Annotated in this window: 24 protein-coding genes and 6 pseudogenes; 17 read left to right on the top strand and 13 right to left on the bottom strand. The window is 70.8% G+C overall.

The window, feature by feature from the left end; translation table 11 throughout:
* Position 1: 1 nt before the first annotated feature.
* Entirely contained in the window at positions 2–373 is a 372-nt protein-coding gene (locus ACFZDC_RS00880; RefSeq protein WP_391319223.1) for a DUF6193 family natural product biosynthesis protein, read from the bottom strand.
* Positions 374–788: 415 nt separating this feature from the next.
* Here ACFZDC_RS00880 and ACFZDC_RS00875 point away from each other — a divergent pair, with 415 nt between their 5' ends.
* Complete coding sequence (locus ACFZDC_RS00875; RefSeq protein ID WP_391319222.1) at positions 789–2,984, top strand: MMPL family transporter; 2,196 nt, start codon at positions 789–791, stop codon at positions 2,982–2,984.
* 86 nt (positions 2,985–3,070) lie between these two features.
* Here the strand turns inward: ACFZDC_RS00875 and ACFZDC_RS00870 are convergent, their stop codons facing one another.
* The gene (locus ACFZDC_RS00870) at positions 3,071–3,538 is read right to left on the bottom strand and encodes a winged helix-turn-helix transcriptional regulator (RefSeq protein ID WP_391319221.1); all 468 of its coding nucleotides are present in this window, start codon (positions 3,536–3,538) and stop codon (positions 3,071–3,073) included.
* Between the two features lie 98 nt (positions 3,539–3,636).
* On the opposite strand from ACFZDC_RS00870, the gene ACFZDC_RS00865 reads away from it, so the two are divergent.
* Positions 3,637–4,131 carry a hotdog fold thioesterase gene (locus ACFZDC_RS00865; protein WP_391319220.1) on the top strand — a complete coding sequence of 165 codons (495 nt, stop codon included), beginning with the start codon at positions 3,637–3,639 and terminating at the stop codon, positions 4,129–4,131.
* 445 nt (positions 4,132–4,576) lie between these two features.
* On the opposite strand, the gene ACFZDC_RS00860 is transcribed toward ACFZDC_RS00865, so the two are convergent.
* From ACFZDC_RS00860 to ACFZDC_RS00850, 3 genes and pseudogenes are all read right to left on the bottom strand, one after another.
* Complete coding sequence (locus ACFZDC_RS00860; RefSeq protein ID WP_391319696.1) at positions 4,577–4,768, bottom strand: helix-turn-helix domain-containing protein; 192 nt, start codon at positions 4,766–4,768, stop codon at positions 4,577–4,579.
* 60 nt (positions 4,769–4,828) lie between these two features.
* A pseudogene (locus ACFZDC_RS00855) lies at positions 4,829–5,490 on the bottom strand (recombinase family protein); the annotation flags it as partial.
* A pseudogene (locus ACFZDC_RS00850) lies at positions 5,400–6,843 on the bottom strand (amidase). The pseudogenes ACFZDC_RS00855 and ACFZDC_RS00850, both read right to left, overlap by 91 nt.
* A gap of 90 nt (positions 6,844–6,933) precedes the next feature.
* On the opposite strand from ACFZDC_RS00850, the gene ACFZDC_RS00845 reads away from it, so the two are divergent.
* The 8 genes from ACFZDC_RS00845 to ACFZDC_RS00810 all read left to right on the top strand — a co-directional run bounded on the left by ACFZDC_RS00845 (position 6,934) and on the right by ACFZDC_RS00810 (position 12,843).
* On the top strand, positions 6,934–7,569 hold the full coding sequence (locus ACFZDC_RS00845; protein ID WP_391319219.1) for a TetR family transcriptional regulator C-terminal domain-containing protein: 636 nt from the start codon (positions 6,934–6,936) through the stop codon (positions 7,567–7,569).
* A 627-nt stretch (positions 7,570–8,196) separates the two neighbouring features.
* The gene (locus ACFZDC_RS00840; protein WP_391319218.1) at positions 8,197–8,847 is read left to right on the top strand and encodes a PAS domain-containing protein; all 651 of its coding nucleotides are present in this window, start codon (positions 8,197–8,199) and stop codon (positions 8,845–8,847) included.
* Positions 8,848–8,857: 10 nt separating this feature from the next.
* Positions 8,858–9,169: a hypothetical protein gene (locus tag ACFZDC_RS00835; protein WP_391319217.1), complete on the top strand. Its 312-nt coding sequence runs from the start codon at positions 8,858–8,860 to the stop codon at positions 9,167–9,169.
* Positions 9,166–10,335, top strand: coding sequence for an alanine racemase (locus ACFZDC_RS00830; RefSeq protein ID WP_391319216.1), 1,170 nt, complete (start codon positions 9,166–9,168; stop codon positions 10,333–10,335). Before ACFZDC_RS00835 ends, ACFZDC_RS00830 begins: the two co-directional genes overlap by 4 nt.
* A 128-nt stretch (positions 10,336–10,463) precedes the next feature.
* Positions 10,464–11,432 carry a threo-3-hydroxy-L-aspartate ammonia-lyase gene (locus tag ACFZDC_RS00825; protein ID WP_391319215.1) on the top strand — a complete coding sequence of 323 codons (969 nt, stop codon included), beginning with the start codon at positions 10,464–10,466 and terminating at the stop codon, positions 11,430–11,432.
* 62 nt (positions 11,433–11,494) lie between these two features.
* Complete coding sequence (locus ACFZDC_RS00820) at positions 11,495–12,127, top strand: hypothetical protein (protein ID WP_391319214.1); 633 nt, start codon at positions 11,495–11,497, stop codon at positions 12,125–12,127.
* Between the two features lie 187 nt (positions 12,128–12,314).
* Positions 12,315–12,629 carry a DUF6400 family protein gene (locus ACFZDC_RS00815; protein WP_391319213.1) on the top strand — a complete coding sequence of 105 codons (315 nt, stop codon included), beginning with the start codon at positions 12,315–12,317 and terminating at the stop codon, positions 12,627–12,629.
* Positions 12,616–12,843, top strand: coding sequence for a hypothetical protein (locus ACFZDC_RS00810; RefSeq protein WP_391319212.1), 228 nt, complete (start codon positions 12,616–12,618; stop codon positions 12,841–12,843). Before ACFZDC_RS00815 ends, ACFZDC_RS00810 begins: the two co-directional genes overlap by 14 nt.
* Before the next feature lie 5 nt (positions 12,844–12,848).
* Here the strand turns inward: ACFZDC_RS00810 and ACFZDC_RS00805 are convergent, their stop codons facing one another.
* Both ACFZDC_RS00805 and ACFZDC_RS00800 read right to left on the bottom strand, forming a co-directional pair.
* Complete coding sequence (locus ACFZDC_RS00805; protein WP_391319211.1) at positions 12,849–13,691, bottom strand: maleylpyruvate isomerase family mycothiol-dependent enzyme; 843 nt, start codon at positions 13,689–13,691, stop codon at positions 12,849–12,851.
* A gap of 100 nt (positions 13,692–13,791) precedes the next feature.
* Positions 13,792–14,370, bottom strand: a complete 579-nt coding sequence (locus ACFZDC_RS00800; protein ID WP_391319210.1) for a hypothetical protein — start codon at positions 14,368–14,370, stop codon at positions 13,792–13,794.
* Positions 14,371–14,732: 362 nt separating this feature from the next.
* Between ACFZDC_RS00800 and ACFZDC_RS00795 the strand changes: the two are divergent.
* A pseudogene (locus tag ACFZDC_RS00795) lies at positions 14,733–15,313 on the top strand (BTAD domain-containing putative transcriptional regulator).
* A 237-nt stretch (positions 15,314–15,550) separates the two neighbouring features.
* Positions 15,551–16,444 carry an NmrA family NAD(P)-binding protein gene (locus ACFZDC_RS00790; protein ID WP_391319209.1) on the top strand — a complete coding sequence of 298 codons (894 nt, stop codon included), beginning with the start codon at positions 15,551–15,553 and terminating at the stop codon, positions 16,442–16,444.
* A 73-nt stretch (positions 16,445–16,517) separates the two neighbouring features.
* On the opposite strand, the gene ACFZDC_RS00785 is transcribed toward ACFZDC_RS00790, so the two are convergent.
* The 5 genes from ACFZDC_RS00785 to ACFZDC_RS00765 form a co-directional block, all read right to left on the bottom strand.
* Positions 16,518–17,318 (bottom strand): ribonuclease BN, encoded by an 801-nt coding sequence (locus tag ACFZDC_RS00785; protein ID WP_391319208.1) that lies wholly within the window; start codon positions 17,316–17,318, stop codon positions 16,518–16,520.
* Positions 17,319–17,591: 273 nt separating this feature from the next.
* A complete protein-coding gene (locus ACFZDC_RS00780; protein ID WP_391319207.1) occupies positions 17,592–18,038 on the bottom strand; it encodes a hypothetical protein in 447 nt (148 codons plus the stop codon).
* 90 nt (positions 18,039–18,128) lie between these two features.
* Positions 18,129–18,779, bottom strand: a complete 651-nt coding sequence (locus ACFZDC_RS00775) for a hypothetical protein (RefSeq protein WP_391319206.1) — start codon at positions 18,777–18,779, stop codon at positions 18,129–18,131.
* Positions 18,776–19,537, bottom strand: coding sequence for a DUF2071 domain-containing protein (locus ACFZDC_RS00770; RefSeq protein ID WP_391319205.1), 762 nt, complete (start codon positions 19,535–19,537; stop codon positions 18,776–18,778). Before ACFZDC_RS00770 ends, ACFZDC_RS00775 begins: the two co-directional genes overlap by 4 nt.
* Positions 19,538–19,682: 145 nt before the next feature.
* Complete coding sequence (locus ACFZDC_RS00765; RefSeq protein ID WP_391319204.1) at positions 19,683–20,174, bottom strand: peptidylprolyl isomerase; 492 nt, start codon at positions 20,172–20,174, stop codon at positions 19,683–19,685.
* A 57-nt stretch (positions 20,175–20,231) separates the two neighbouring features.
* Between ACFZDC_RS00765 and ACFZDC_RS00760 the strand changes: the two are divergent.
* The 3 pseudogenes from ACFZDC_RS00760 to ACFZDC_RS00750 form a co-directional block, all read left to right on the top strand.
* Positions 20,232–20,935: pseudogene (locus ACFZDC_RS00760) on the top strand (class I SAM-dependent methyltransferase); the annotation flags it as partial.
* Positions 20,936–20,946: 11 nt separating this feature from the next.
* Positions 20,947–21,222 (top strand): annotated as a pseudogene (locus ACFZDC_RS00755) (transcriptional regulator); the annotation flags it as partial.
* A 13-nt stretch (positions 21,223–21,235) separates the two neighbouring features.
* Positions 21,236–21,349: pseudogene (locus ACFZDC_RS00750) on the top strand (XRE family transcriptional regulator); the annotation flags it as partial.
* Between the two features lie 253 nt (positions 21,350–21,602).
* On the opposite strand, the gene ACFZDC_RS00745 reads toward ACFZDC_RS00750, so the two are convergent.
* Complete coding sequence (locus ACFZDC_RS00745; RefSeq protein ID WP_391319203.1) at positions 21,603–23,399, bottom strand: coagulation factor 5/8 type domain-containing protein; 1,797 nt, start codon at positions 23,397–23,399, stop codon at positions 21,603–21,605.
* A gap of 297 nt (positions 23,400–23,696) precedes the next feature.
* Between ACFZDC_RS00745 and ACFZDC_RS00740 the strand changes: the two genes are divergently transcribed.
* Together ACFZDC_RS00740 and ACFZDC_RS00735 are read left to right on the top strand one after the other, a co-directional pair.
* Entirely contained in the window at positions 23,697–24,770 is a 1,074-nt protein-coding gene (locus ACFZDC_RS00740) for a DUF1996 domain-containing protein (protein ID WP_391319202.1), read from the top strand.
* A gap of 51 nt (positions 24,771–24,821) precedes the next feature.
* Positions 24,822–26,576 carry a discoidin domain-containing protein gene (locus tag ACFZDC_RS00735; RefSeq protein WP_391319201.1) on the top strand — a complete coding sequence of 585 codons (1,755 nt, stop codon included), beginning with the start codon at positions 24,822–24,824 and terminating at the stop codon, positions 26,574–26,576.
* Positions 26,577–26,778: the final 202 nt, after the last annotated feature.

The raw sequence follows: 26,778 nt of genomic DNA, 5'->3' as shown, positions 1-26,778 counted from the left end.
CTCACTCCTGCCCTGTCGGGCGCACAGATCCGGCGGTGGTGGCGGCGAGGGCGTCGCGATCGCCGATGACCGCGGGCCCACAGCCTGGCGGCAGCCGGTCGGCCACCATGGCGACGGCCGCTTGGGCTGTGTACACCTCGCCGATGAAGGCGACCCTGGAGGGGCCTTCCACCTTGAACACCCCGCCGGGCTGCGGACGTATGTAGGGAACGTCCCACGACCAGGGGTACTGGGTGCAGCGACTGAAGTGCAGCTCCCACATGCTCACCCAGGGGAAGAGCTGCCGAAGACGCGGTTCCTCGTAGGCGACTCGCACCAACTCATTGTCCACATGGGGCCAGTTGAGCAGCCAGTGCCATTGCGCCTCTGTCACATCTGAGGGGTGTCATGGGTCATGTCCGGCATCTTTTCACGGGGGCGGAGCACCGGGCCTTTGGCCGAGTACGAACGACCCGGGCAGTGGTGCTCGCCGAGGCCGTCGACCATCTCGACGCCGGCAGGGCCGGGACCCACGGCATGCACACCGATCGCGATCCGCCCGCCCAACTTCCGTTCCCGCGCCGCACGATGACCGGCAGGCCGCGTCGCGTGCCGGGCGTCGGCTCACCTGTCCGATATCGGCTCGTGCTGGAGGGCGTCTGCTGGAATGATCTCGATGCGTGGTCACTACGATGTGACCTTAAGACAACCATTCGACCGGCCCGTTGTATGCGTGCCGGTCGGGGTCGCCGATGCCAGGGACCGCTCCCCGGGCTGCGGTGATCTTCCTGTCCAGGAGGACCCCCCGCATGTTCCGACCAATTGGCAACGCTGTCGTCCGACATCCCGTCTGGACGATCGTGGCATGGCTGATCGCCGCGGTGGCGATCGTCGCCACCGCTCCGGGCCTGCCCTCGAACAGCGACGAGAGCAGTTTCCTGCCCAAGAGTTACGAGTCCATCAAGGCGGCTAGTCTTCAGCAGAAGGCGTTCCCCAGCGCCTTCACCCCGTCCGCGATCGCGCTGTATCAGCGCACCGACGGCGGCAGGCTGACCGACGCCGACCAGCAGGATGTCGCCCGGATCACCACCGAGCTGGGCAAGAAACACATCGACGAGGTGCAGAAGGTCGTCCCCGGCCGGCCGTCCAAGGACGGCAGGTATGACCTGACCCTGGTCCAGATGGACAGCAAGAACGCCGGTCAGCCCAAACAGGCCGATGCGGCCAAGGTGTTACGCGAGGACCTCAAGGAACTGGCCAAGGGCACGCACCTCGACGTCAAGCTCGGCGGCTCCGCCGCCGAGGCCCTCGACCAGCAGGACTCGTCCAAGCGCGGTCAGGCGCTGATCGGGATCGGCACCTTCGTCATCATCCTGGTGACGCTGCTGATCATCTTCCGGGCGCCGATTCTCGCCATCCTGCCCCTGATCCTGATCGGCCTGGTGTCCGCCGTCGCCAACGGCCTGATCGCGTACGCCACCAAGCTCTTCGACCTGCAGGCCAACAGTTCGATCTCGTCGATCCTGATCGTCGTGCTCTTCGGCGTGGGCACGGACTACTTCCTCTTCCTGATGTTCCGCTACCGCGAACGCCTGCGCGCCGGTGACGAGCCCAAGCAGGCCATGGTCAACGCGGTCGACCGGGTCGGCGAGGCCATCGCCTCGGCCGCCGGAGCGGTCATCATCGCCTTCCTCGCGCTGGTGCTGTCCACGCTCGGCTTCCTCAAGCAGATGGGCCCGGCGCTCGCCATCGCGGTTGCGGCAACCCTGGTCGCGGGCCTGACCTTGATCCCGGCCGTGGTCTCGCTCATCGGGCCGAAGGTCTTCTGGCCCTCCAAGTCCTGGCAGAAGGAACCGGACAACGCCCGCTTCGCCGCCCTCGGCCGTGCTGTGCAGCGCCGTCCGGCGCTGACCGCAGCCCTGTCCGGGCTGGTGCTGATCGCGCTGTCGCTCGGTACGTTCGGTTTCAACGCGACGTTCGACCTGGCGTCGGGCGCCATGCCCAAGACCAAGGAGTCCATGGTCGTCCAGGACGAGATGCAGAAGGCGTACTCGGCGGGCGCCGCGGCCCCCACGGACGTCTACCTGTCCAGCACCGACCACATGCCCCTGGACAAGGCCGACTTCGACGCGTACGCGAAGAAACTCGCCGCCGTGGACGGCGTCGCGAGCGTGCGTATGACCCAGGTGAACAAGGCCGGTACCACCGCGGACTTCACCGTCACGCTCAAGTACGAGGCGTCGACGGACAAGGCCATCGATGCCGTGGGCAGGGTGCGCGACGTCGCGCGCTCCGACGCCCCCGACGGCACCGAAGCCCTCGTCGGCGGCATGTCCTCGATCTTCAAGGACATCAATGCCGCGGTCAATCACGACTACCGGACGGTCTTCCCGGTCGCCGCGCTCCTGATCATGCTCATCCTGGGGCTGCTGCTGCGCAGCGTGGTCGCTCCCTGGTACTTGATCGCCTCGGTGGGTCTCGGCTTCGGTGCCACCCTCGGCGCCACCGTATGGATCTTCCAGGAGGGACAGGGGCACTCGGGTCTGATGTTCATGCTCCCGGTGATCATGTATCTCTTCGTGGTCGCCATCGGCACCGACTACAACATCCTCATGATCGCCCGGCTCCGCGAGGAGGCCCGCGAGGGCCGCGGGCCGCGCGAGGCGGCCGGCATGGCGCTCAGGCACGCCGGGCCGACCGTCGCCGCGGCCGGCTTCATTCTGGCGGCGACCTTCGCCACGATGATGCTGGCGGGCAACTCGCTGCTCATGGAGATGGGTTTCGCCGTCTCCTTCGGCATCGCGGTCGCCGCCTTCGTGATGGCGATGTTCTTCACGCCCAGCCTCACCGCGCTGATCGGCCATGCGGCGTGGTGGCCGGGGCACGGGGACCGGGCGGAGGGGACGGCGGCCGGCGCGGGCGCCGGATCCGTCGGCAGCGGGCCGGTCCCCGGCGACGAGGGCCGGGACACGATCACCCACGATCCGGCGGGCCGCCGCGGCTAGCGGCAGCGCGAGGGCAGTTCCTGCCGGGCGGCGCGGCCCGGCAGGAACTGCCCTCGCACATCCACCCCCTGGCAGTGACGCTGGCTTCAGGCCAGGGGCCGGGCCCCTGGCCCCGGCACCACCGTGACCTCGGTCGGGGACAGCGCGGCGTGCTCGTGGGAGCATTCGACCACGACGCGCACGGGGGCGCCGCAGTCGCTGTGCCGGATGTCCAGGACCGGGCCCTCGGGGTCGGCGACGTACGTCTCGCCCCACTGCCGCAGTGCCACGAGGACGGGCCACAGGTCCCGGCCTTTGCGCGTCAGCCGGTATTCATGGCGGGCCCGGCTGCCTCGTTCCTGGTACGGGACCGTCCGCAGGATCCCGGCCGAGACCAGCTTGCGCAGCCGGTCGGCGAGGACAGCCTCCGACAGACCCACATGGCGGTGGAGTTCGTCGAAGCGGCGGACCCCGTTGAAGGCGTCGCGCAGGATCAGCAGCGTCCACTTCTCCCCGACCAGGTCGAGCGTGCGCTGAACCGTGCAGTTCTCCGTGCTCATCTCCAGCCACTTCATGCCGTCATGGTAGAGAGGCCCTCTGGCTTTGTCATTGACAGTCAGCCTTGGGAAAAGCTAGCTTCGCCGAACGAAGTCAGATGAGGAGGCACATCGGCATGGGACGGTCGCGAACGTACGAGTGGGAGGACCCGGCGGTCTCGGCGGCGGCCGTCGGCCGGAGCTCGGGGCTGGAGTTCCTCCAGGAACTCGTCGCAGGGCGCCTGCCCGTGCCGCCGGTCGGCGCCACCGTGGGATTCAGCCTCGAAGAGGTGGAGCAGGGGCGCGCGGTGTTCTCGCTGGTGCCCGGTGAGGAGCACTACAACCCCATCGGCAGCGTGCACGGCGGGATCTACGCGACGCTGCTCGACTCGGCGGCCGGCTGCGCGGTCCAGTCCACGCTGCCGCCCGGCATGGGTTACACATCGCTCGACATCACGGTGAAGTTCCTGCGCCCGATCACGGTCGACACCGGCAAGGTGCGGGCCGTCGGCAGTGTCCTCAGCAGCGGCCGCCGCACGGCGCTCGCCGAGGCCGACCTGTACGACGAAGCGGACCGCCTCCTCGCGCACGCCACCAGCACCTGCATGCTGTTCGCCGTGCCGGCCGCCTGACCGGACGCCGGGGCGGCCGTCACCGCCGGACGTCGAGGCGGCGGCAGGCGCCCACCGGTTCGACGTCGCTCGCGACGACCCTGGCGCCATCACGCGTGAGCGCCTCGGCCTCGGTGGCGCCGGTCCGGCCGGGTAATGCGCCGGGACCACCCGGCGGACCGGCGCGGACAGCTGGTCGAACTCGCCGACGAGGGCATGGCGTTGCAGATGGAGGCCCCGGGTCATGTCGCCGCCGTCCGCGTGCGGTGTTCGACGCGCTCAGCGCCGAGGTGGAGCAGCCGGCGGACATCACCGCGGCCATCCCCGCATCCCTGAAGCGGGCCGACGAGGGACGCCTACCCGGCGGCCGTGGCCGTGGCAACGCCGCTGAAGGTTGTTGTCCCTCGGTACTTGGGGGGCCGTCAACGAGCGGCGAACCAGGTGACAAGTAACCAGTCGGTAGCGGTCAGGGCTTCGTGGTTGCGGTCCTCTTGGGTTGGCGGGGGACGGTCTTGGTCTTGTCGAGGTGCCCGTACACCGTCGACCTCGGCACGCTGAACATGTCGGCGATCTGTTGGACCGTCTTCTCCCGTTCATCGTAGAGCCGTTGCGCGAGCGCGGCCTGGTCCGCGGTGAGCTTCGGTCGGCGTCCGCCCATCCGGCCGCGGGCCCGCGCGGAGGCGAGCCCGTCGTTCGTGTTCGCCACGATCAGCTCCCGCTGGAGCTCCGCCAGTACGGACAGCAGCCCGAACATCGCCCACCCCTCCATCGTGGCGGTGTCGATGCCCTGCTCGATGACGTGCAGCCCGATACTCCGCTCGCGCAGCTCGGCGCCGAGGGTCACCAGGTGCGGCACGGAGCGGGAGAGCCGAGCCGGGTGACCTTCAGCGTGTCCCCCTCGCGGAGCAGCTGCATGACGAGATCGAGCTTCGGGCGGGATGCCTTCGCGCCGCTGGCGACGTCGACGTGGATGTTGTCGCGGCCGACGCCGTGGCGGAGTAGTGCGTCGATCTGATGATCGGGGTTCTGGTCGGCCGTCGATGTGCGGGCGTAGCCATGAGCGTCGTCGGAAACTACCCCGAAGAACCGTTCTCCGACGTTGATTGTCGACGCGAGTTGCCGACACTGCCCACCTGCGGGTTCGTGATCACTGCGCCGAGTGTCGGCAGACGGTCGTTTGCCGACACTTCGACCGGGGAGGGGCCGGTGAGCGGCGCGGCACGGATGCTGCCTCCTGCGCGCCGCTCGTTGACCTCTGGCCGTCTCTTTGCCCTCTGTGGTAGCTCCGCCTACCGCGCGGCAGCCGGGGATTCGGGGCGAGGGCTGATCGGCGTGAGCACGCCGAGGCGGTCCTCGATCTCCTGGGCAGCGGCCAGGCACAGGTCTTCCCGGAACGCGCGCCCGATGACCTGTACGCCGGTTGGCAGTCCGTCGCCGAGTCCGGTCGGTACGGCGGCCGCGGGTACGCCCACGAAGCTGGTCGCCGTGCACAGGCGCATGCCCTGGGCGACCCGTTCCCGCCCCGCTTCATCGCGTGACTCCAGTCCCGGCACGACGGGCGGCTCCGTGAACACCGGGCCGAGCAGCAGCGGGTATTCGTCGAGGAACTCTGCCCACGAGCGACGGATGCCCAGCCAGGTCCCCATCAGCTTCGTGAGCTCTGCGGCGTTCGCGGGCGGAGTCTTCTCCATGGCCATCTGGATGTAGCGGTCTCCGCCTTCGCCGAGCAGTTTCCGCACCACCGGCCAGGTCGGCGCGAATTCGGTCACGGTGATCCGGCCGTATGCCTCAAGTGCCTCGTCCAGCCGCGGAACGTCCGCGATCTCCCGTACGTCGTACCCGGCGTCGCGCAACGCGTCCGCTGCCGCTGCGACGGCCCCGCGGACCGTGGGGTGGACGCCGTGGCCTGCGGGGTCGGCGACGACCGCGACCTTGACCGGCTCCGGCAGCGGTTCGCCGTAGAGGGGCACGGGTACGGCCCGCGGGTCCCGCGGGTCGGTCCCGGCAAGCGCCTCATATGCCAGCCGCAGGTCGGCGACCGTACGGGCCAGGGGCCCGTCGGTGACCAGCATCTGTGAGGCTGGTCCCGGGTCGTCCGGGCCGAGGACGCGGTGGTCGGCGGGGAACCGCCCGGTGGTCGGCTTCAGCCCCGCACGCCGCAGAACGAGGCTGGGATCCGGACTGATCCGCCGGAATCGTTGCCGAGTCCGAGTGCGGCCATGCCGGTGGCGACGGCCACTCCGTCACCGCCGCTGCTGCCGCCCGGGGTCCGGCTCCGGTTCCACGGGTTGACGGTGTCGCCGAACAACTCGCTGCGGGTGTGCATCCCGGCCACGACGAGAGTGGGCATGTTGCTGTGGCCGATCGGTATGGCTCCCGCCGCGCGGAGCCGGGCCACAGGGGGCGCGTCGGCCGGAGCCACCAAGTCGCGGAAGCGCGCCGTTCCGAGGGTGGTCGGCACGCCTTCGACAGCGGTGGCCTCCTTCACTGTGAACGGCACGCCGGCCAGCGGCCCGAGCTCCTCGCCCGCTGCCCGCCGCTGGTCCGTGTGTGCCGCGGCCTCGCGGGCTCGCTCGGCCATCAGCTGCGTGACCGCGTTGACCTGCGGGTTGTGACCTCGGCAATGCGGTCCAGGTGGCTGTCGACCAGCTCGACCGCCGATACCTCCCCACCTCGGACCGCCTCCGCCTGAGCGGCGGCCGTCATTGCCCACAGGGCGTTCTGCCTGATCATCGCGCTTCCCATCCACATGCCGAAGTGCTTGTGTCCGAACCCTAACCCGGAAGCGATACGATCGTATTGGAATAAGGAGGCTGACCGAGCATGCCCAAACAGGTGGACTACGAAAGCCGACGCCGCCGGATCGCCGAGGCCGTCTGCCTCCTCGCCGACGAACACGGGCCGCAGGGGGTGAGCATGCGCGACGTCGCCGCCCGCGCGCAGGTCTCCCTGGGCGCCGTTCAGCGCTGCTTCCGCAGCAAGGAGGAGATGCTCCTCTTCGCCGTCGACCACGTCGGCGACCGCATCACCGAACGTGTGAAGACCCGCCTGGCCGCAAGCCCGGCCCAGTCGGCCGCCACCGCCCTGAGCCACGCGACCAACGAGATCGCCCTGCTCCGCGAAGAACACCGCGCCGAAGCACGGATCTGGCTCGCGTTCGTCGCTCAGGCCGCTGTCAGTGAGCCACTCGCCGACCCGCTGAGAGCCAGCTACACGGCCCTCCAGAACCTCCTCGTCCGCCTCATCACGGAGGCAACCGAGAGCGGCTCGGCCGACGAAGGCGCTGCACCGCCCAACCCGCAGCACGAGGCTTGCACTCTGCTCGCCCTCGCCGACGGCCTCACCACCCATGTACTCGTAGGCCACTTGACCGCAGAAGAAGCCGAGGAAGTCCTGCACACGCATCTGGCCGGCCTCTGGGAACGCCTCGGCACCACCCGCCCCCGAAAGACCGTCTGATACCCAGGGCACTCATCGCCTCGCGCGTGCGGTGCCGGCTGCACCGAAATACCAGGGCCGGGGAGCTGCCCCGGGCATGGTCGAGCCGCTTGCCCATGTCGAGCCGGAACGTCCCGTACGGGTTGCCGTTCGACCAGAACAGCGCGGCCAGGCGCGCCGGTCTTCTCCGCACCGGCGATGTGGACGCCGCCGCTACCAACGTCCTTGAAGGGGCTTAACGGCACCCCTACTTCGCGGTCCCTCGTTACTTCGCGGTCCACAGGGGGGACGGTTGAGATGCTCTCGCGGCCGTCGGCCTCACGGTGCCGTCGCGGGCCGCCGAGGCCCCCGGCCCTGGGGAAGCCAGGACCGCCGGCCGCCGCAACACGTCCGCCCGGGAGACCCCTGTCGAATGGATTCGTGCAGCGTACCGGCGGCTCCCGCGGGTACGGCGCTGCCGGCGCGCCCGTACGCCTGGCCGCCCAGCGCAGGCTGCGCGTCGGACGGTGAGCCTCAAAAAGCTTCCCGGGTCGCTGGACGACGGCGGAGCGATGACTTAGCCTTGCTGTCTAGAATTAGATAAACAGTCGAGTTCAGCGGGTGAGGGCCACTCCGGGACCCTCCGTCGGCGTACCGGGAGAGACCTCGATGGACCACCCTACGGGCATCACCCCGACCGAGGCCGACGAGCATCTCGTTCGCGAAGCGGAGAAGATCGCCGTCGCCCTCGGCCGCATGTTCCCGGGCCTGTGCGAAGTGGTTCTGCACGACCTGCGCGATCCGCGGCACGCGATCCGGGTGATCGAGAACAACCTCTCCGGGCGCGGCGTCGGGGACTCCGCGACCGAGTTGGGCCTGGCACGCATCGCCGACCCGCAGTACCCCAGCGTCATCCAGAACTATCCCAACCGGTTCCCCGACGGCCGCCCCGCGAAGAGCACGTCGATCGGCATCAAGGGCAGCTCAGGCCAGTACATCGCGGCCCTCTGCCTGAACCTCGACGTCTCCGTTCTGTCGCCGGTCACGCTCGCCCTGTCCAACCTCGTCGCCACCGACACCGAGCACCGCGATCAGCCGCTGGAGACGCTGCGCGACCGCAATGCCCGCGAACTGCGCCAGGCGGTCGAGGCGCTCGCCGCGGAACGCGGGGGCACCCCCAGATCACTGAGCCGGGAGACCAAGAAGGCACTCGTACGGCAATTGCACGAGGACGGCTACTTCGATTCGCGTGATGCCGCGCAGACCATCGCGGACCTGCTCGGCGTGTCCCGGGCGACCGTCTACAACTACACCAAGTGAAAGGTCGCTCATGAACCCGGAGCCGACCGAGATGGGCCCGGAGCGCCGTGACCGCGGTCTGCTGCCCATCACCGAGGAACGGCCCGCCGCGCTCGTGGGCGAGGATCTGGCCCTGGAGGCGGCCCGCGGGGCGTTCGCACGCGACCGTGGACGGCGCCGCCTTCCCCAGCGTGGCCGTGCGATCCGGTCCGAAGAACCGCTTCACGCTCAAGCCGTCGGCCTCCGCCACGCACGCCGGGGTGAGGATCGGCAGCTCGGCATCGGCCTGCGGGACCTCTACCCGGGCCCGGCCCTTCTGAAGAAGAGGGACATAACGCTGTGACCACCGCCCTGCCCTCGGCCCCCACCCGAACCCTGGCCGATCCCGACACTCCGTTCGCCGTGGTGGACGTGCACAAGGCGCGACGCAACATCGAACGGCTCGCCCAGCGTGCGGACAAACTCGGGGTCACCCTGCGCCCGCACGTCAAGACGGCGAAGAGCCTCGACGTGGCGGCACTCATGCACGACGGCACCTCCTGCCCGATCACGGTCTCGACCCTCGCCGAAGCCGAGGCGTTCGCCGGCGGCGGCTACACCGACATCACCTACGCCGTCGGCATCGACCCCCACAAGCTGCCCCGCGTGATCGCCCTGCTGCGCCGGGGCGTCGCGCTGCGCGTCCTGCTCGACAGCGCCGAACAGGCGACGTTCGTGGCCGACGCCGCGCGTGCGGCGGGCATCGCCGTCCCCGCCCAGATCGAGATCGACTGCGACGGTCACCGCGGCGGCATCCACCCTGATGCGCCCGGGCTCGTCGGCATCGGCCGCATCCTGCACGAAGCAGGCTGCCTCGACGGGGTACTGACCCACGCCGGGGAGTCCTACTTCGCCCACAGCGCCGAAGAACAGCGCCTGGCCACGAAGAACGAGCGTGACGGTGCGGTCGCCGCGGCCGACAGGCTGCGTGCCGCCGACCTGCCCGTGAACGTCGTGAGCGTCGGCTCCACGCCCACCGCCCACGCGGCCGAGGACCTCACGGGAGTCACCGAACTGCGCGCCGGCAACTACGTCTTCTTCGACCTGGTCATGGCAGGCCTCGGCGTCTGCGCCATCGAAGACCTGGCCCTGTCGGTGGTCGTCACCGTCATCGGTCACCGCCCCGAGTACGGATGGATCATCACCGACGGCGGATGGATGGCGATGTCCCGCGACCGCGGTACCTCGGCCCAGCCCCAGGACCAGGGTTACGGCCTGGTCACCGACCTGGCCGGCCGCCCGATCCCCGGGCTCGTCATGACCGCCGCGAGCCAGGAGCACGGCACCCTCACCGCACGCGGCGGCGCCCTCCTGCCCGACCTGCCCGTCGGCACCCGGCTGCGCATCCTGCCCAACCACGCCTGCGCCACGGCGGCCCAGCACCACGGCTACCACGTCATCGACGGCACACGGCCCCAGGACCCCGCGCCGGTGATCGAGGCGGTCTGGAAGCGCGTCAGCGGCTGGTAGCCGGCCCGCCGAGGGTCAGCCTCCCGAGCCCGTCCCTCCCACCCTCGCCCGCCCAGTCCCCCCAGCCCCACCCGCCCTGTCCCCCCAGCCCCACCCGCCCTGTACCCCTCCCACCGCAAGGACACGTCATGGCCGCCGCTTCACCCGTAACCTTCGACGACGTCCGTGAGGCCGCCGCGCGCCTCGAAGGCATCGCGCATCGCACTCCCGTCCTCACCTCCCGTACGCTCAACGCCCTGGTCGGCGCCGAGGTGTTCATCAAGTGCGAGAACTTCCAGCGGATCGGCGCGTTCAAGTTCCGCGGCGCGTACAACGCGGCGGCCCAGCTCGCCCCCGAGCAGCTGGCCAAGGGCATCGCCGCGTACTCCTCCGGCAACCACGCCCAGGCCACCGCCCTCGCCGCCCGCGAACTGGGCACCAGCGCCGTCATCCTGATGCCCGAGGACGCCCCACGCTCCAAGAGGGAGGCGACCGCCGGATACGGGGCGGAGATCGTGACGTACGACCGCTACACCCAGGACCGCACCGCGCTCGGCGAGGCCCTGGCCGAGGACCGTGGCCTGGCCCTGATCCCGCCCTACGACCACCCCCACGTCATCGCCGGCCAGGGCACCGCGGCCCTCGAACTCCTCGAGGACACCGGAGAACTCGACGCGCTCGTCGTACCAGTCGGAGGCGGCGGCCTCATCGCCGGCAGCGCCACCGCCGCCAAGGCGCTGCACCCGGGCATCCGGATGATCGGCGTGGAGCCCGAAGCGGGCGACGACACGAAGCGCTCCCTGGAGGGCGGCGTCCGCGTCACCATCCCCGTCCCCCGCACCATCGCCGACGGCCAGGCCCTGCCCACCCCGGGCGAGATCACGTTCGGCATCAACCAGCGCCTGGTCGACGCGGTCGCGCTCGTCAGTGACGAAGAGATCGTCCAGGCCATGAGGTTCGCCTTCGAGCGTCTGAAGATCGTCCTCGAGCCCAGCGGCGCCACCGGCCTGGCGGCCCTCATGGCCGGACGCGTCGACGACCTGCCGCGGCGGATCGGCATCATCGCCTCGGGCGGCAACATCGCCACCGACCGGTTCACCGAACTCGTCAGCCGCTGACACCCACGCCAGGCCCGAGCCCCCGTCCCGACGCCGGCCTGCCGCCCGGGACAATCCTCGCCATGACCGCAGACATGATGGATGACGCCGAGAGCCGTCTGGCCAGGATCGAGCGGCTGCTGCAGAGCGGCGAGCGTGATCTGGTCCCCGCGTGGCGGCGGGCGACCCGTGGTGAGCCGCGCTGGGCCGTGACCGCCGTGATCCTGCTGGCGGTCGCCCTGCAACTGATGCTGCCGCACCGGCTCGCGCTCCAGCCGTACTGGGCGCTGCCGGTGCTGGAGCTGGTGCTGCTGGCCGGTCTGATCGCCGCGAACCCGCGGCGGGTCGAGCCCCGGACGGGCTGGCTGCGGGGGCTGGGCCTGGCCCTGATGGGCGTCATCAGCCTGGCCAACGGCTGGGCCGCGGTCCGGCTCGTGCTGGACCTGGTGAGCGGCAGCGCGGGGACGGACGCGGTGCCGCTGCTGCTGACCGGCGGCGGCATCTGGCTGACGAATGTCATCGTGTTCGCCCTGTGGTACTGGGAGTGGGACCGCGGCGGCCCGATGGCACGGGCGCTCGGCGGCGGCAGTTCGCCGACTTCCTCTTCGTACAGATGCAGAGCCCGGAGCTCGCCCCACCGGACTGGGAGCCGGCGTTCCTGGACTACGTCTACCTTTCGTTCACGAATTCCACCGCCTTCAGCCCGACCGACGTGATGCCGCTGTCCCGCTGGGCCAAGATGCTCATGCTGCTGCAGTCCTCGGTCTCGCTGGCGACCGTGGTCCTGGTGGTCGCGCGGGCCGTCAACATCCTGAAGTGACGGTGTGAGCGGGGCGCCGGCCTGCTGTGACTTCTCCCACCCGCTCTTGCCGCGGCGGCAAAGGCTTACCTACGTTCGGTCGTATGTCCTCCTTTGGCCCCGTCCTTCCCGGCGAGCCGGACGAACCCGCCGCGGCGAGCGAGCCCGCGGCGGACCGATCCGGCACCTTTGAGCCGGTCGACTTCGTCGTCGACCTGACCTCCCACGAAATGCTCCGGCGCACCCATGTCCTGGCCGCTCTGGGGCCCGACTGGGACCCCGTCGCGGCATTGCGCGGTGAGGAGGAGGCCTACGACCTGCTGTACTCCGGCCTCAGCGCGGAGCAGCAGCGCCTGTACGACGAACTGGTCGCGGCCGGGGTGCTCCCCGGGCGCGGGGGCGGTCATGCTGCCGCTTGATCCGCAGGCCGACATCGGGCGCCGTGCCTGGGTGGACTGTCCCCGCTGCGACGACCGCCGCGGATGCGACGCCTGCGAGCAGGGGCGTGCGTGCCACGCCCACTGGCGCTACCTGCTCTCCAACACCGGCAGCCTGCTCCACCTGCAGTGCCCGTCCTGCAGCCACGTCTGGACCCACGAGACCCACTTCGGCGCCACCCGCTCGACGGACTGAGCCGCTCAGGGAGCGGTGAACAGGGCCGGGAAACGGGGGGCCAGCCAGGGTCTGCGCCCCCACGCGACGATCTGTCCCTGGGCGATGGCACGCCAGGGGTTGCGGCGGCCCAGCGCGATGAGCAGGAAGGCCGTGGGCTCGATGAGGATGGTGCAGTCCGAGCGGTCCGGCGGCCCCGGCGTCACCCGCACGGTGCCGTCGGTCAGCGACACCCCGAACGCCTCGCCCTCGCGGAGGCGGACCGTGTAGTGGGCCGTGAGCCCCGCGGTGGCCGCGGGGTCGGCGACGCGCGGCATGACCGCGAGCATGAACGGCATGCAGAGGTTCACCCGCGCGCGGTCGATCATGTGCGGCCGGTCCAGAGCGCGGGCGAGATCGTAGCCGTGGCCCAGCATGTGGGTGAGCAGGTAGGACGCGAGAACGCCGCGGTCCATGGGGCCGAGTGGCGTGCGGGGTGCCGGATCGTCGGCGGTCCCGCCGGCCCCTTCGGCCGCAGTCGCCATGGCGTCCAGGAACACCTCGGCCTGCTTCGTGATCATCGTGGCCAGTGGCTCGGCCCGGCGCTCCCCGAAGGCGGCGAGGGACCGCTCGTTGGCCGCGGCCAGGCTCTGAGGTGTGCCGTCCCCGTAGGGGCGTTCGCGCCCGGAGGCGAGGTCGGCCATCAGCTCGTTGGCCAGGGCCAGATGTGCGGCCGCCTCGCCGATGGTCCACTCCGAACCCGGTACGGGGACCGCCGTGTCGCGCACGCCCCGCAGCAGCGTGGCGATGTCCTCGGCGGTCCCACGTATCGCCTGCCCGAGCCCGTCGGGCAACGAACCCCTGATGTCCTGCCTTACCGTCGAACGCACGCCGCCCGCCCCTCTTGCCCCACAGGCCCTGTGCGCATGTGGCGCCGGTACCCAACCAGACTCAGGGGGTACGCGCAAGCCCGGCCGCGGCACGGTTCACTCAGCGGCTGCCCGTCCAGTTGTGGGCCACGTCGATCACGAGGTGGCCGGACGACTGGATCACCCGGAACGGCAGCCGGGCGCGGACACCCAGGCCGATCTGTGTCTCGCCCTCGAAACTGCCGGCGAACCGGGCGTCCCTGAAGGTGCGGTAACCCGCGAGGTGCACGCCCGGCAGGGTGTGGCCCACCCGTCCCGGGTACGTGGGTGCGCCGGTCGCCGGGTCGTAACTCGGCGCGCCGACGCGGACGTCGAGTACGGCCCCGCCGCCGACCGGGATGTAACGACCGCTGGCGCTCTGGTGGAGCCGGCTGACGTACCCGACCCGATAGCCGATCGAGCGGCCGCCGCCGGGCACGTCGAACACCATCCGGTCGAAGCAGTCGTGCCGACCGGTCCTGATGTTCTCCAGCGGCACGGATCCGGTGGCGTCACCGCCTTTGTCGCCGCTGCCCCAGCCGGTCGGGCAGGCCGTGACCCGTGCGGTGGCCGCCGGTGCGGCGCCCGCCGCGGTCGACGCCGCTCCCCAGCCGACGCCCGTCAGCACGATCGCCGCCATCGCCGCCCATATTCTTCGCATGATGTCCCCCTTGGTCGATGCATGCTGTTATGGGTTGAGACACGCCGGTATGCCAAAAGGTTGCACGGGGGGAAGGGGTTATTCCGGAAGATCCGGCGTTGGCTGTAACTCAGGTAATCAGCCCGTACCCGTGCCCGAGATCATCGACCCGCTGTGGGGAAACCAGCCGCCGCGTACGGCCGTGAACGGCATCCGCCGCCATGTCGGCCTGCTGCGCCGCCTGTCGGAGCCTGGACTGCCCGCGCGGGTACCGGGCCGCCGACTGGTGCGCGGCGCGGGCGGCTACCGCCTGGCCACCGACGGCGACGCCCTGGACCTCGTAGTTCCGGCGGTTGCCGGACGAAGCCGGGCGGGCCGTCGCCGTGGGCTCGCCCACGCGGGCCGTGGAACTGCTCGCAGAAGCCCTGGCGTGGTGGAGCGGACCCGTCGCCTCCGGGGTCTCCCCGGACGTGCGGGCGCGCCTGGCGGTCGGCGGGCTGGAGCGCGAGCGCCTCGCCAGCGTACGCGAGGTGGCCGACGCGGCGTTGCGTGCGGGCCTGCCGGGCTCGGTGCTGACCGACCTGCGGGAGGCCGCAACCGGGCACCGGTGGACGAACCGCTCCGGGCCCGGCTCGTCCTCGCCCTCGCGGCCACCGGCCGGCGCGCCGAGGCGCTGAGCGCGTACCGGACCGCGTGCAGCCGCCTCGCCGACGAACTGGGCAGCCTCGACTCCGGGCCCGAACTGCGGGACGCCCAGCGTGTGGTGCCGCGCGACGCGCACGCCACCCCGGCGGCCGGTCCCGACGCCGGCACGCCGCACCAGCAGGCCCCGGTGCCACGTCGCGCCGGGCCGGCTCAACTGCCCCACGACCTGCCCTCGTTCACCGGCCGACGAGACGAACTGGAAGAGGTGCTCGGCGCGCTCGCCGGTGCTGTGCCGCGGAGCCCGCCGGGACGGTGCTGATCTGCGCGCTCGGCGGCATGGCGGGGGTGCGTGAGCCGGCGCATCGGCGCCCTCCGGGCGGAAGGGGGCGGCGGGGTGCAGCGCGCTGGAGCCGGAGTGATCCACAACACCGCAGGGGAAATTGCCTGCGCGGTGCAGCGGAAGTGCGGCTATTCTTCTTCGTGACGCAGTCAATGCGCAACGCAGGTTATATCCGTGTCCTCCTCCGCCCTCCCGCACTCACACCCAGGAGCTCACATGCTCACCTTCGCCGTCACCGGCGCGACTGGCGCCCAAGGCGGTGCCACCGCCCGCGCCCTGCTGGCCGCCGGCCACCGTGTCCGTGCTCTCACCCGCGCCCCCGGCTCACCGCCGGCCGAGGCCCTGGGCCGGCTCGGCGCCGACGTCCGGCAGGCCCACTTCGATGACCGCCCCTCCCTGGACGCCGCCCTCACGGGCGCCGACTCCCTCTTCGCGGTGACGACCCCGTTCGGCACCGACACCGCCACCGAGGTCCGCCAGGGCAGGGCCCTGCTGGACGCGGCGGCGGCAGCCCGGGTCGGCCACATCGTGTTCACCTCCGCGGCGCAAGCCGACCGCGGCACGGGCATCCCGCACTACGACAGCAAGGACGAGGTCGAGCGCCACCTCCACGCGACGGGCGTCCCCTGGACGGTCATCGCCCCCGCGGCCTTCATGGACAACTTCGTCTCCCGCTGGACTCTGGAGGGCCTGCGCGAGAACACCTTCGCCTGGCCCATGCCGGCCGACCGTCCCCTGACGCTCATCCCCGCCGAGGACATCGGCGCGTTCGCGGCCCTGGTCCTGCAGCGCCGGGCCGCGTTCACCGGTCGTCGTATCGACATCGCCTCCGACGAACTCACCGCCGCGCAGATCACCGCGGTCCTGTCGGCCGCCGCCGGCCGCCCCCTCACGCACCGCGAGGTGCCCCTGGCCTACGTCCGCACGCATTCGCACGACCTCGCGGCGATGTTCGCCTACTTCACCACCACCGGTCTTGACGTCGACGTCACCGGCCTGCGCCGCGCCCACCCCGAGGTGCGCTGGCACACCTTCGCCGACTGGGCCGATGCCCAGAACTGGGCCGCCCTGCTCGCCCCGAACCCGAAGGAATCCGCTCGTAGCGTATGACGCACAACCTCGAAGCGCTGCGCCTCGTGACCGCGACCGACCGAGGGGCCGCTCACTCCTCCTGAGGCGCCGCTCAGTCCTCGTCGTCTTCGTGAGAGGGCGTCCAGTGGTGTTCACAGAACCAGCGGCCGAACAGCGCGCCCCCGTAGACGACGAACCCGACGCCGATGAGCCAGGACTCCACCACCAGCACGGTCCCCACCGCGCCGTAGGCCAGCGCGTTGGTGACGATGAGCGGGGTGAAGACGAGGGACGAGAAGCCCCTGAGGCCGGCCAGGCCGACGACGGTGGCGAGCGCGCCCGGCAGCAGGGTGCGCCAGTGGACCTGGCCCCCCAGCAGGAAGCGCTGGCCCCACCAGAAGAACAGCACCGCGCTCGCCAGGGACAGCGCGATCCGCTGCGTCCCGTGCACTGCGGTGCGTGTCTGCACCTCCTGGTAGAGGTAGGCGGTGAGCACCACCAGCCAGGTCGCCTGCCGCCAGACCCGGTGCCAGGGACCGGACGCCAGGCCCCAGATCCGCTCGTATCCGTTCTGCACGCTGCCCGCGAAGGACACACCGAACACGGCGAGCAGAACCAGGCTCAGCACACCGGTGGTGCCGATGACCTTGCGGGGCGGACTGATGATGCCGGTGAGCGCGTCGGCGGACTGCCCGGACAGGCCCATGCCGTCCGTGAGCCACGACGCGAAGCCTCCCGGCACCAGCGGATCGGCCGCGGCGACGACGATCAGCAGCGGGGCGAGCGTCACCAGGGCCAGCGTGGCGAACCCCATGGCCCGGTGCATCAGCTCCAGATCGCGGCCACGCCGGAGCAGGGCGTGCAGGCCGAGCCACTCCCAAGCGCGGTGAACGCCGCGCCGCCACTGCCTCACGGGTCCCTCCCGTGCTCGCCGCACCAGGGGTCGTCGCCGACGGTCGTGCGCCGCCGGCAGCGCGCCGGGCGGCCCTCGATGAGTCTGAGTCTCTGGTGACATGATCGGACGAAAGGTTCCGACCTGCGCGGCCGGACATGCGGGGGACGGTGCGGGCACCGCGAGTGTGGCGTGGCCGAGGCGATCGGGGGTCGGTGGTGTGGCCGGGGGCGGGGCACCCGAACGCCCATGGGGCGGGGAGCCCGAACGCCCATGGGCGGGGAGCCCGGACGCTCATGCTCCAACCGGCGAGTATCGCGACGGCGCGCACTCCCCGGGCGCCCACACTCGATTCAGCCCTTCGTGCAACACCGTCCCGGCCTGTCGGACGCACCATTCCTCCACGACGTCCAGGACCGTACTGAGCGGAGAACGCCGCACCAGGCGGCCGTTGCCCTTCAGCCGTGCCACCTTCTCGGCCGTCCAGGCCGCACAGACCTTGTAGCGGCGCACGGGGACGCCGAGCTTGCGCATGATGCCGAGCAGGGCCGTCCGATCCTGGGCTATCTCGGCGCTGACGGGCCCGAGCGCCGCGTCGTGGGTCGAGCGCACCAGATGCCGGGCCCGTTCCGTGCCCGCGGTGGCGCCGGCCAGGTGGTCGTTGAGGCAGATGCCCAGCAGGGCCAGGTCGGTGCCGGGGCCTGCTGTGCGCCGGGTACCTGAACGCGGTCGGTCGTCCATGACGTGCTGCCTTCGTCCGTTCGCCGGGAGAGGGGACCGGAGCCCCGCCGGGTTCTGCTGCGGGTACCCGCCGCGAGGCCACACGCACCGTCACCGGAGGCGGGACGGGTCTGCCGCCCGGACGGTGGTGGTGACGCGGACGAGGGAAGGCCTGCGGGGCGTCGAGCCGAAACCGAAGCGCACCGCGGGTACGACCGTTGCCAGCTCGCCGAGATCCCGGCCCTCGTAGGCGGCCGTCGCGGTGGTGATGGGGTGCAGATCGCGCGCGCCGTACCATTCGCGCCGACCGCCGCCGGCGCTTCCCCGGGTGCGTAGGCCCAGCAGCAGGTGGGCGGGCGGGTCCGTCACGGCGGTCCAGGCCGGGCGGGCGGCCAGCGGGCCGGGGACGGCCCTGAGCAGCAACCCCGTCAGGCGCCGCCGCCCGAGGGTGAAACGCAGGTGGAGCAGCGGTTCGGCCTCGACGGTCCAGCCGTCTTCGCCGACACGCACCCGGACGGGTACGACACGTATCTCGTCGAAGGCGTACGTGCCGCCGACGAAGCGTGCCGTTTCCCCCGTGGGGGCCAGCAGCAGCCGATGGCCGTCTGCCCGTTCGACCATCACATCGCTGAACAGGCCGAACGGCGAGCGGGTCCAGTGCCCCAGCACCAGGCGGGTGCCCGATGTCGTCCCGACGCCCGCGATCCAGCCGTCGAAGCGCAGCGGGCGGGGCTTGGAGAAGCCCGCGGCAGGGGGGCTCACCGGGCCGTGGGGGACCGGCTGCGCAGCCGGCCTTCGGGGTCGTGGGCCCGCTGCACCGGGCGTGAGCCGCCCAGGCGTACCTGGCGGACACCGTCCGAGAAGTGCGCCAACGGCTCCGTGCCGGGCGGGGCCAGCCCCACCGCCCGGGTCAGGGTCTCCTGCAGGAAGTCGACGGAGACGGCGCGCAGCGGCCAGGGCTCGTGCTCGACGGGTGTTTCCCAGATGACGCCGAACCGCCGGGTGAAGGCCCGCCAGCGCGACGTCAGCCACACGTCCCGAGGGTTGGGCCTGACCGGATCACCTGGCCGGACGGTCAGGCGGTAGGCGGGCCCGGCGCCCCAGCGGGAGCCGGTGTACGTCACCACGCCCTCCCGCTGCGCCACATCGAGCCGGCCCACGTGGTAGGGAGCGCCGACCGCTCGGACGGCGACCATCGCGGGGCAGCCCACCTCGAGGGACAGGAACCACAACCCGTCCCGCCCGTCCGGCCGCCGCACATAGGTGCGCAGGTTGGTCTCCGGGAAGGAGGGCAGGGACACGGACGCCGGGAGCCCGAGCGGGCGCACACCCGTCATGACGAACGGCGTAAGGCTCACCCACGCGGTTCCGTCGTACGTGTCCACCACCAGACCGTCCGGCAGCAGGCGCTGGATCCGGTCCGGGGGAACGGCCCAGTGGACGAACGTCTGGGTCAGCCAGCCGGCCCGCAGCGCCGGTACGTACACGCGCTGCTCCGGCCCGTACGAGACCACGCGCACCGAATGCCCTGAGCGCCCGCCGTGAAACCCGGGGGGCCGGCCGTACGTGGGACCGGCGGGCGCCCGGTGAGACAACCGGTCACCAGAGGACCGACCGGCGTCGTCACCGGGTCGTTGTCGTCGCCCGCGATCGGGGGAGCGTCGGTCAGACCGTGCCGCTCGCCGCGATCGTGACCTTCGCGCTGGGCGAGCCGCTCCGGCTGCCGAGGGACTCGATGCGGTCCACGAGGTCCTGGCCCTCGACGACCTCGCCGAAGACGACGTGCTTGCCGTCGAGCCAGTCCGTGACGATCGTGGTGATGAAGAACTGCGAGCCGTTGGTGTTCGGACCCGCGTTCGCCATGCTCAGCAGGTACGGGCGGTCGTGCTTGAGGGAGAGGTTCTCGTCGGCGAACTTCTCGCCGTAAATGCTCTTGCCGCCGGTGCCGTTGCCCCGGGTGAAGTCGCCACCCTGCAGCATGAACTGCGGGATGATCCGGTGGAACGAGGAACCGGCGTATCCGAAGCCGTGCTCGCCGGTGGCCAGCTCACGGAAGTTCTTGGTGGTCTTGGGCACCGCGTCGTCGAAGAGCTTGAACACGATCCGGCCGGCCGGTTCGTCGTTGATGGTGATGTCGAAGTACACGTTGTCACTCATGGCGATCAACCTACCGTCGAGCAGTGCCGCGACGTGCGGAAGGGTCCCCTTGGGCGCATGGTGTCGCCCTGCGGACCCAGGACCCGGAAGGCGAAGGAGTCTGCGGTGATCGATGGCTGGGCGTGGGACGAAGCCCTGTTCGCGGGGACCGCAGGCTACTACGAGCGGGGCAGGCTGCCGTACGCCTCCCGCCTGGTGACGCTGTTGGCCGGCGTGCTCGGGCTCGACGGGACCGGGCGGCTCCTCGACGTGGGATGCGGACCCGGCACGCTGGCCCTGCCCCTCTCGCACCTGTTCGGCGAAGCCGTCGGCGTGGATCCCGACCCCGGCATGATCACCGGAGCCGCACGCCGGGCCGCCGAACGGGAGGAGGCCGGGAAGACGCGGTGGGTGCGGATGCGGGCCGAGGAACTTCCGGCGGACCTCGGCACGTTCACCGTGGCCGTCTTCGCCCAGTCCTTCCACCGGATGGCCGCGACTTGGTGGCCGGCACCGTGCACGGCATGCTCCGGTCCGGCGGGGCGCTGGTGCACCTTTCCGACCTCAAGAGCGAGCGGCGCAGCGCCGAGGGGCTGCCGCATCCCGGTGTGCCGTACGGCGCCATCGATGAACTGGTCAGGGAATACCTGGGGCCGGTCCGCCGTGCCGGGCGCGGAGTGCTGCCGAACGGGACACCGGGCGGCGAGGCCGCCGTGCTCACCCGGGCCGGCTTCCTGGGACCCGAGCGGCACGTCGTCCCCGGCGGCCGCGTGCTGGAACGCGGTGAGGCGCCCTCGCCGCGGCCACCGGACGGTACCCGGTGGTCGTCCTGTCGGACTGCGCCGTGTACACCGCCGACGGTCCCTCGCCGCTAGACGTCCTGCCCTACGACGCCGACGGCAAGACGGTCCCGGGTTCGTTCCGGCTCGGAGTGTCGCCAGGGATGGTCAAGCACGAGGGCACCCAGACCACCCTGTGGGCGGAGGTGCGCGAGAAGTACGGAAGGGTGCTCGACCTCGCCCGCTACATCAAGACGGGCGAGGTCACCGCCCAGGACGACGGAGAGTAGGGGACGAGGACCGATGGACACGGTCGGGGAAGGTCTCGACACGGCGGTGCAGGGCGCTTTCACCCGCCCCGTCCCCAGGTCCGCGGGCGCGCAGATGCGGTACCTGGTCAGACAGCACAAGGGCAGCACCAGGCGGGGCGGTCGTCGGTGAAGCAGGAACCCCAGCGGGCGACCGCTGGAATCCCCCGCCTTTGGGCGGGGGAGGAAGTCAAGCGCTGATCATGCCCACCACCTCGCTCGGCCGTGGCCCTCCTGCGTGCGCCCTCGGCCGGAAGTCTCCCTGGCGAGCGGCGGGAGGCCGCCGCCGAACCCGGGGCCCGCCGCCCACGCGTTGCGGCGGCGGGTGAGGGAGGCGTACGACATCCGCGCAATCCGGGGTCTCAGGGGTACGACACCACCGTCGACGGTGTGGTGGAGGTGCCCGCGGTCGGCGATCCCGTCTCGTTGATCACGTGCTCGTACTGGCCGTTGCCACCGAGCGAGACCACCAGCAGGTCGTGGAACTTCACGCCCGGACGGTTCGGAGCGGAGAAGCCGTTGTGCTGCACGATGGACGGGGCGACGTTGTAGTAGCAGTAACTGCCCAGACCCCAGCCCTCGTGCGCGGTGACGTTGTCGCCGACCTTGTAGGCCGCGTAGCCCTTGACGGAACCGTTCTGGATCGCGGCCTGGTTCGGGGCGTCGTACGCCTTCTCGTTCTGGAAGAAGATCGTGCGGCCCCGCTGGCCGTACCACTGCACGTCGTACTTGTTGAAGTGCTCCACGAACAGACCGGTGCACAGCACGTCGTCGCCGTTGACGACGACACCGTAGTCGGCGCGGTTGGTCTCCCAGCCGACGCCGGTGCCGTGGTCGGCGCGCCACACCCAGGTGTGGTCGACGATGGTGTGCCGGCTGTTGATCACCATGCTGGTGCCCGCCCTGCCGGCGCCCGCGCCGCCGATGCGCACGAAGACGTCCTGCACCGTGGTCGGATTGGCGGAATGGTCCTTCGACGCGCCGGCCGGGCCGACCTCCAGCAGGGCCTTGGAGGTGACCGGCCCCGCGTCGATGAGGAACCCGGCGAGCCGTACGCCGTCGACGTCGGCGACCCTCAGCGCCGTGGTTCCGTTGTCCGGCACGAGGGTGGCGTAACCCAGGCCCAGCACCACGGTGTTGGGGCGATCGACCTGGATCGGCCGGTCCACGTGGTAGATGCCCGGCGTCAGCAGCAGGTGCAACCCCTGCGCCAGCGCCTGGTTGAGGGTCGCCGCGCTGACGCCCGGCTTGGCGACGTAGAACTGTGACAGCGGCAGGGACGTACCCCTGGGCGTGCCGCTGCCCCAGGTGACTCCGCGGGCGTTCGTCCGCTTCTCCGGCAGGAAGACCCGGAACTCGCTGCCGCTGACGTACAGGAAGGGCTTCTCGCGGGAGACGGGTGTGGTGTCGAGCGTGGTGTACGGCGGGTTGGGGAAGCTCTGCGCGGGGGCGCCCTGGACGCCGGAGAACACCATGTTCCACACGCCGTTGAGCCAGCTGCCGATGACGCTGTCGCGGGTGTACCACTGCTGCTGCGAGTACGGTCCGACCTGACCGTCGATCCGGCTGTCCGCGATGTAGCCGCCGCTCGCCCAACCGTAGCCGGACGGGGCGAGGTCGAGTCCGCCGCGTACGTGCATACGACGGAACGGCGCCGCCTGTGCCACCGCCCAGCGGTTGGTGCCGTTTGCGGGGGCCAGGGCCAGGTTCTCCGCCGAACGCCAGAAGTTCTGCGTGGCGTTGCCGTTGAACCAGCCCGCGTCGACCGTCACATCACCGTTGATGGTCGTGTCGTCGGGGGAGAGGCCGAGGCCCGCGATGGAGGTGTAGAAGCCGAGCTGGGCGTTGAGGCCGTTGTACGTACCGGGCTTGAACAGCAGGGCGTAGCGGCCGGTGCCGAACTGGGCCGACTCCTGCTGCTGGAAGACCTGGTCCAGCTTGGCCTGGATGCCGGGCGTTGCGGGGTCGAAGACCAGCACGTTCGGGCCGAGGTCGCCGCCACCGGGCAGGGCGCGCGAGGACTTTCGGGACGCGGTCGCGGCCCGGGCCGGAGCGGACACGCCGGCCAGCACGGGCACGGCCGCGGCCGCGGCACCGAGAACGGCCCGACGGCCGACGGACGACGGGGAGGCTGGGGAGGCTGGGGAGGAGGGGGGCATGCGCGGCTCTCCTTGTTCAGGAAGTGAACGAAGTGGGGCTGGGGAGCGCTCTCTCGACGTTGGATGCTTCATTGGCGTGAACCATGCGTCAAGAGTTACGACCGATTTTCCCTGGGCCATCCCTGAGTAACCGTCATGTTGCCGCGCCTGCCTTCGAGAAGTGAGCGAAAGGGTCTGCTGATCCTTTGGTCGATTCTCTTGACACCCTCACGTCACCGCCCCAACACTCCAGCGGTGGGAGAGCGCTCTCCCGGCTCCGTACGACCTCAAGTCCCCACCTTCCGTCCAGGAGCCCCCATGTCACGTAGATGGACGTTCCTCGCGGGCGCGCTGGTCACCTCCGCCCTGCTGCTGACCTCGCTCGGCCTCAGCGGTGTCGCCGCGTCCTCACCGCCCCGGCCCACCGCCGCGGACGCACCTCCCGGCCATGCCATGGCGCTGTCGACCGCGTCCTCACCCGAGGACCCCGACGGCGACGGCTACATCCCCGCCAACCCGCCGGTCACCGGCGTCACCCCGTCCACTCAGGACCCACCGCACCGCTACTTCCACGAGTTCCAGGCCACCTGCGCGGTCAGCCACACCAAGCCGGACGACCCGATCGTCTACCCGCAGCAGCCCGGAAAGTCCCACGACCACACCTTCATGGGCAACACGACGACCGACGCCACCAGCACCACGGCCTCCTTGAGTGCGGGCGGCACCACGTGCAAGGCACCGGGTGACCTGTCCGGTTACTGGATGCCGACGCTCTACGACGGTGACAGGCAGATCCTGCCCATCGGCCCGCAGGTCATCTACTACAAGGCCGGCGTCACCGACTACACCAGCGTCCGGCCCTTCCCCAAGGGCCTGAGGTTCGTCGTCGCAAGCCCGATGCAGAGCGCCGACGAGTTCCGCCACCACCCCGGCTTCGTGGAGGGCTGGGAGTGCGGTGACAGCTACTTCAACACCGAGTTCCCGGCGACCTGCCCGAACCGGGCCGACGTCCAGCTCAACATCCGTTTCCAGGCACCCAGTTGCTGGGACGGCACGTACCTGGACACCCCCGACCACAAGAGCCACATGGCCTACCCGGTGGTCAAGCCCGGCACGAACGACAACATCTGCCCCGCCGGCCATCCGGTGGCGCTGCCGATGATCGAGTTCAAGATGGCGTTCCCCGTCAACGGCGACATGTCCCGGGTACGGCTGGCCAGCGGTCCGGGCCACACCTTCCACTACGACTTCTTCAACGCCTGGGACGACCGCACGCTCAAGGCACTCGTCGACCACTGCATCGTCGGCGGACTGCAGTGCGACGCACGCGGCTACGACGAGACGCATCCGGAGGCGGGCGCTGCCCTGGACGCCAACTACCGCCTGCCGTAGGACACACCGCCCCCTCGGCCACCCCCACGTCACACCGGAGACCCCGCCACCATGACCTCACCACCACGTACCCGCGCGCGCCGCCTGGCCGCGCCCCTGACCGCCGGCGTGCTGACCGTCGGCGCCCTCACCGCCCGGCCGGCCGCGCAGGCCCACGCGGCCGGCAGCGTCGTCGAGGTGACCGGCACCCAGGGCAACTGGCAACTGACCGTGGACGGGCAGCCGTACCAGATCAAGGGCCTGACCTGGGGCCCTGCCACGGCCGACGCCGGCACGTACCTGCCCGACCTGAAGTCCATGGGCGTCAACACCGTCCGCACCTGGGGCACCGACGCGACCAGCAAGCCGCTGTTCGACTCCGCCGCCGCGCACGGCATCAAGGTCATCGCCGGGTTCTGGCTGCAGCCCGGCGGCGGCCCGGGCAGCGGTGGCTGTGTGGACTACCTGACCGACACCGCCTACAAGAACCAGATGCTGGACGAGTTCCCCAAGTGGGTGCAGGCCTACAAGGACAACCCCGGCCTGCTCATGTGGGACGTCGGCAACGAGTCGGTGCTGGGCCTCCAGAACTGTTACAGCGGTGCCGAGCTGGAACGGCAGCGCGACGCCTACACGACTTTCGTGAACGACGTCGCCAAGAAGATCCACGCCGTCGACTCCGACCACCCGGTCACCTCGACGGACGCCTGGGTGGGCGCCTGGCCGTACTTCAAGAGGAACGCACCCGACCTCGACCTGTACGCCGTCAACTCCTACAACGCGGTCTGTGACGTGAGGTCAGCCTGGGAGCAGGGCGGTTACACCAAGCCCTACATCGTCACCGAGACCGGACCGGCCGGTGAGTGGGAGGTACCCGACGACCCCAACGGTGTGCCGCTGGAGCCGACCGACCGGGCCAAGGCCGACGGGTACACACACGCCTGGAACTGTGTCACCGGGCACAGGGGAGTCGCGCTCGGCGCCACGATGTTCCACTACGGCACCGAGTACGACTTCGGCGGCATCTGGTTCAACCTGCTGCCCGCCGGCCAGAAGCGGCTGTCGTACTACGCGGTGAAAAAGGCCTACGGCGCGGACACCTCCCACGACAACACCCCGCCCGTGATCTCCGGGCTGACCGTCGAGGGCGATCCCGGCAAGGTCCAGGCCGCTCGCGACCTGGTCCTCGACGTCAAGGCCACCGACCCCGACGGGGACCCGGTGTCGTACGAGGTCCTCGACAACAGCATGTACATCGACAAGAGCAGGGAACTGACCCCGCAGCCCGTCACCGACCTCGGTGGCGGCCGGCTGAAAGTCACCGCGCCCGACCGGCCCGGCGTGTGGAAGGTCTACGTCAAGGCGACGGACGGCCACGGCAACGTCGGCGTGGAGAGCCGCTCGATCAAGGTGGTCCCGCCCACGGTGAACGGCACCGACATCGCCCTCGGCAAGCCCGCCACCGCCTCGTCCTACCAGTCGAGTTACGGCGACTGCCCCTGCACCGCCGCCAACGCCGTCGACGGCAACCCCAACACCCGCTGGGCCGGCGACTGGAGCGACCCCCAGTGGATCCAGGTCGATCTCGGCACCCGCACCACGTTCCGGCACGTCCAGCTGCTGTGGGAGGCCTCCTACGCGAAGTCGTACACCGTGCAGACCTCCGACGACGGCCGGACCTGGCAGGCCGTGCGCACGGTGACGGATGGCAACGGCGGCGTGGACGACTTCGACGTCACCGGGACCGGCCGTTACGTGCGGATCAACGGCACCGCCCGGGGCACGGGCTGGGGCTACTCGCTGTACGAGTTCGGCGTGTACGGCTGACGTTCACGCGTCCACGAAGAAAAGGGGGTGGGGATGACCGACGAGGACGAACTCGACCGGTCGCTGGACAGAACTGACCCCGCGTTCCGGGATCCGGCTGCTCACCGGCTCCACCACCTGGCGCACGGCGGCGCTACCGGGGCCGTACCGGGTGCTCGCCGGCCGCCCGGCCGGAGACCTGCCGCTGACTTTGGAGACGAGC

This window comes from Streptomyces sp. NPDC007905, assembly GCF_042959345.1.
Taxonomy (GTDB): Bacteria; Actinomycetota; Actinomycetes; order Streptomycetales; family Streptomycetaceae; genus Streptomyces.
The sequence above is the reverse complement of the archived record's forward strand: the minus strand, read 5'-3'. Positions and strand labels throughout refer to the sequence as shown.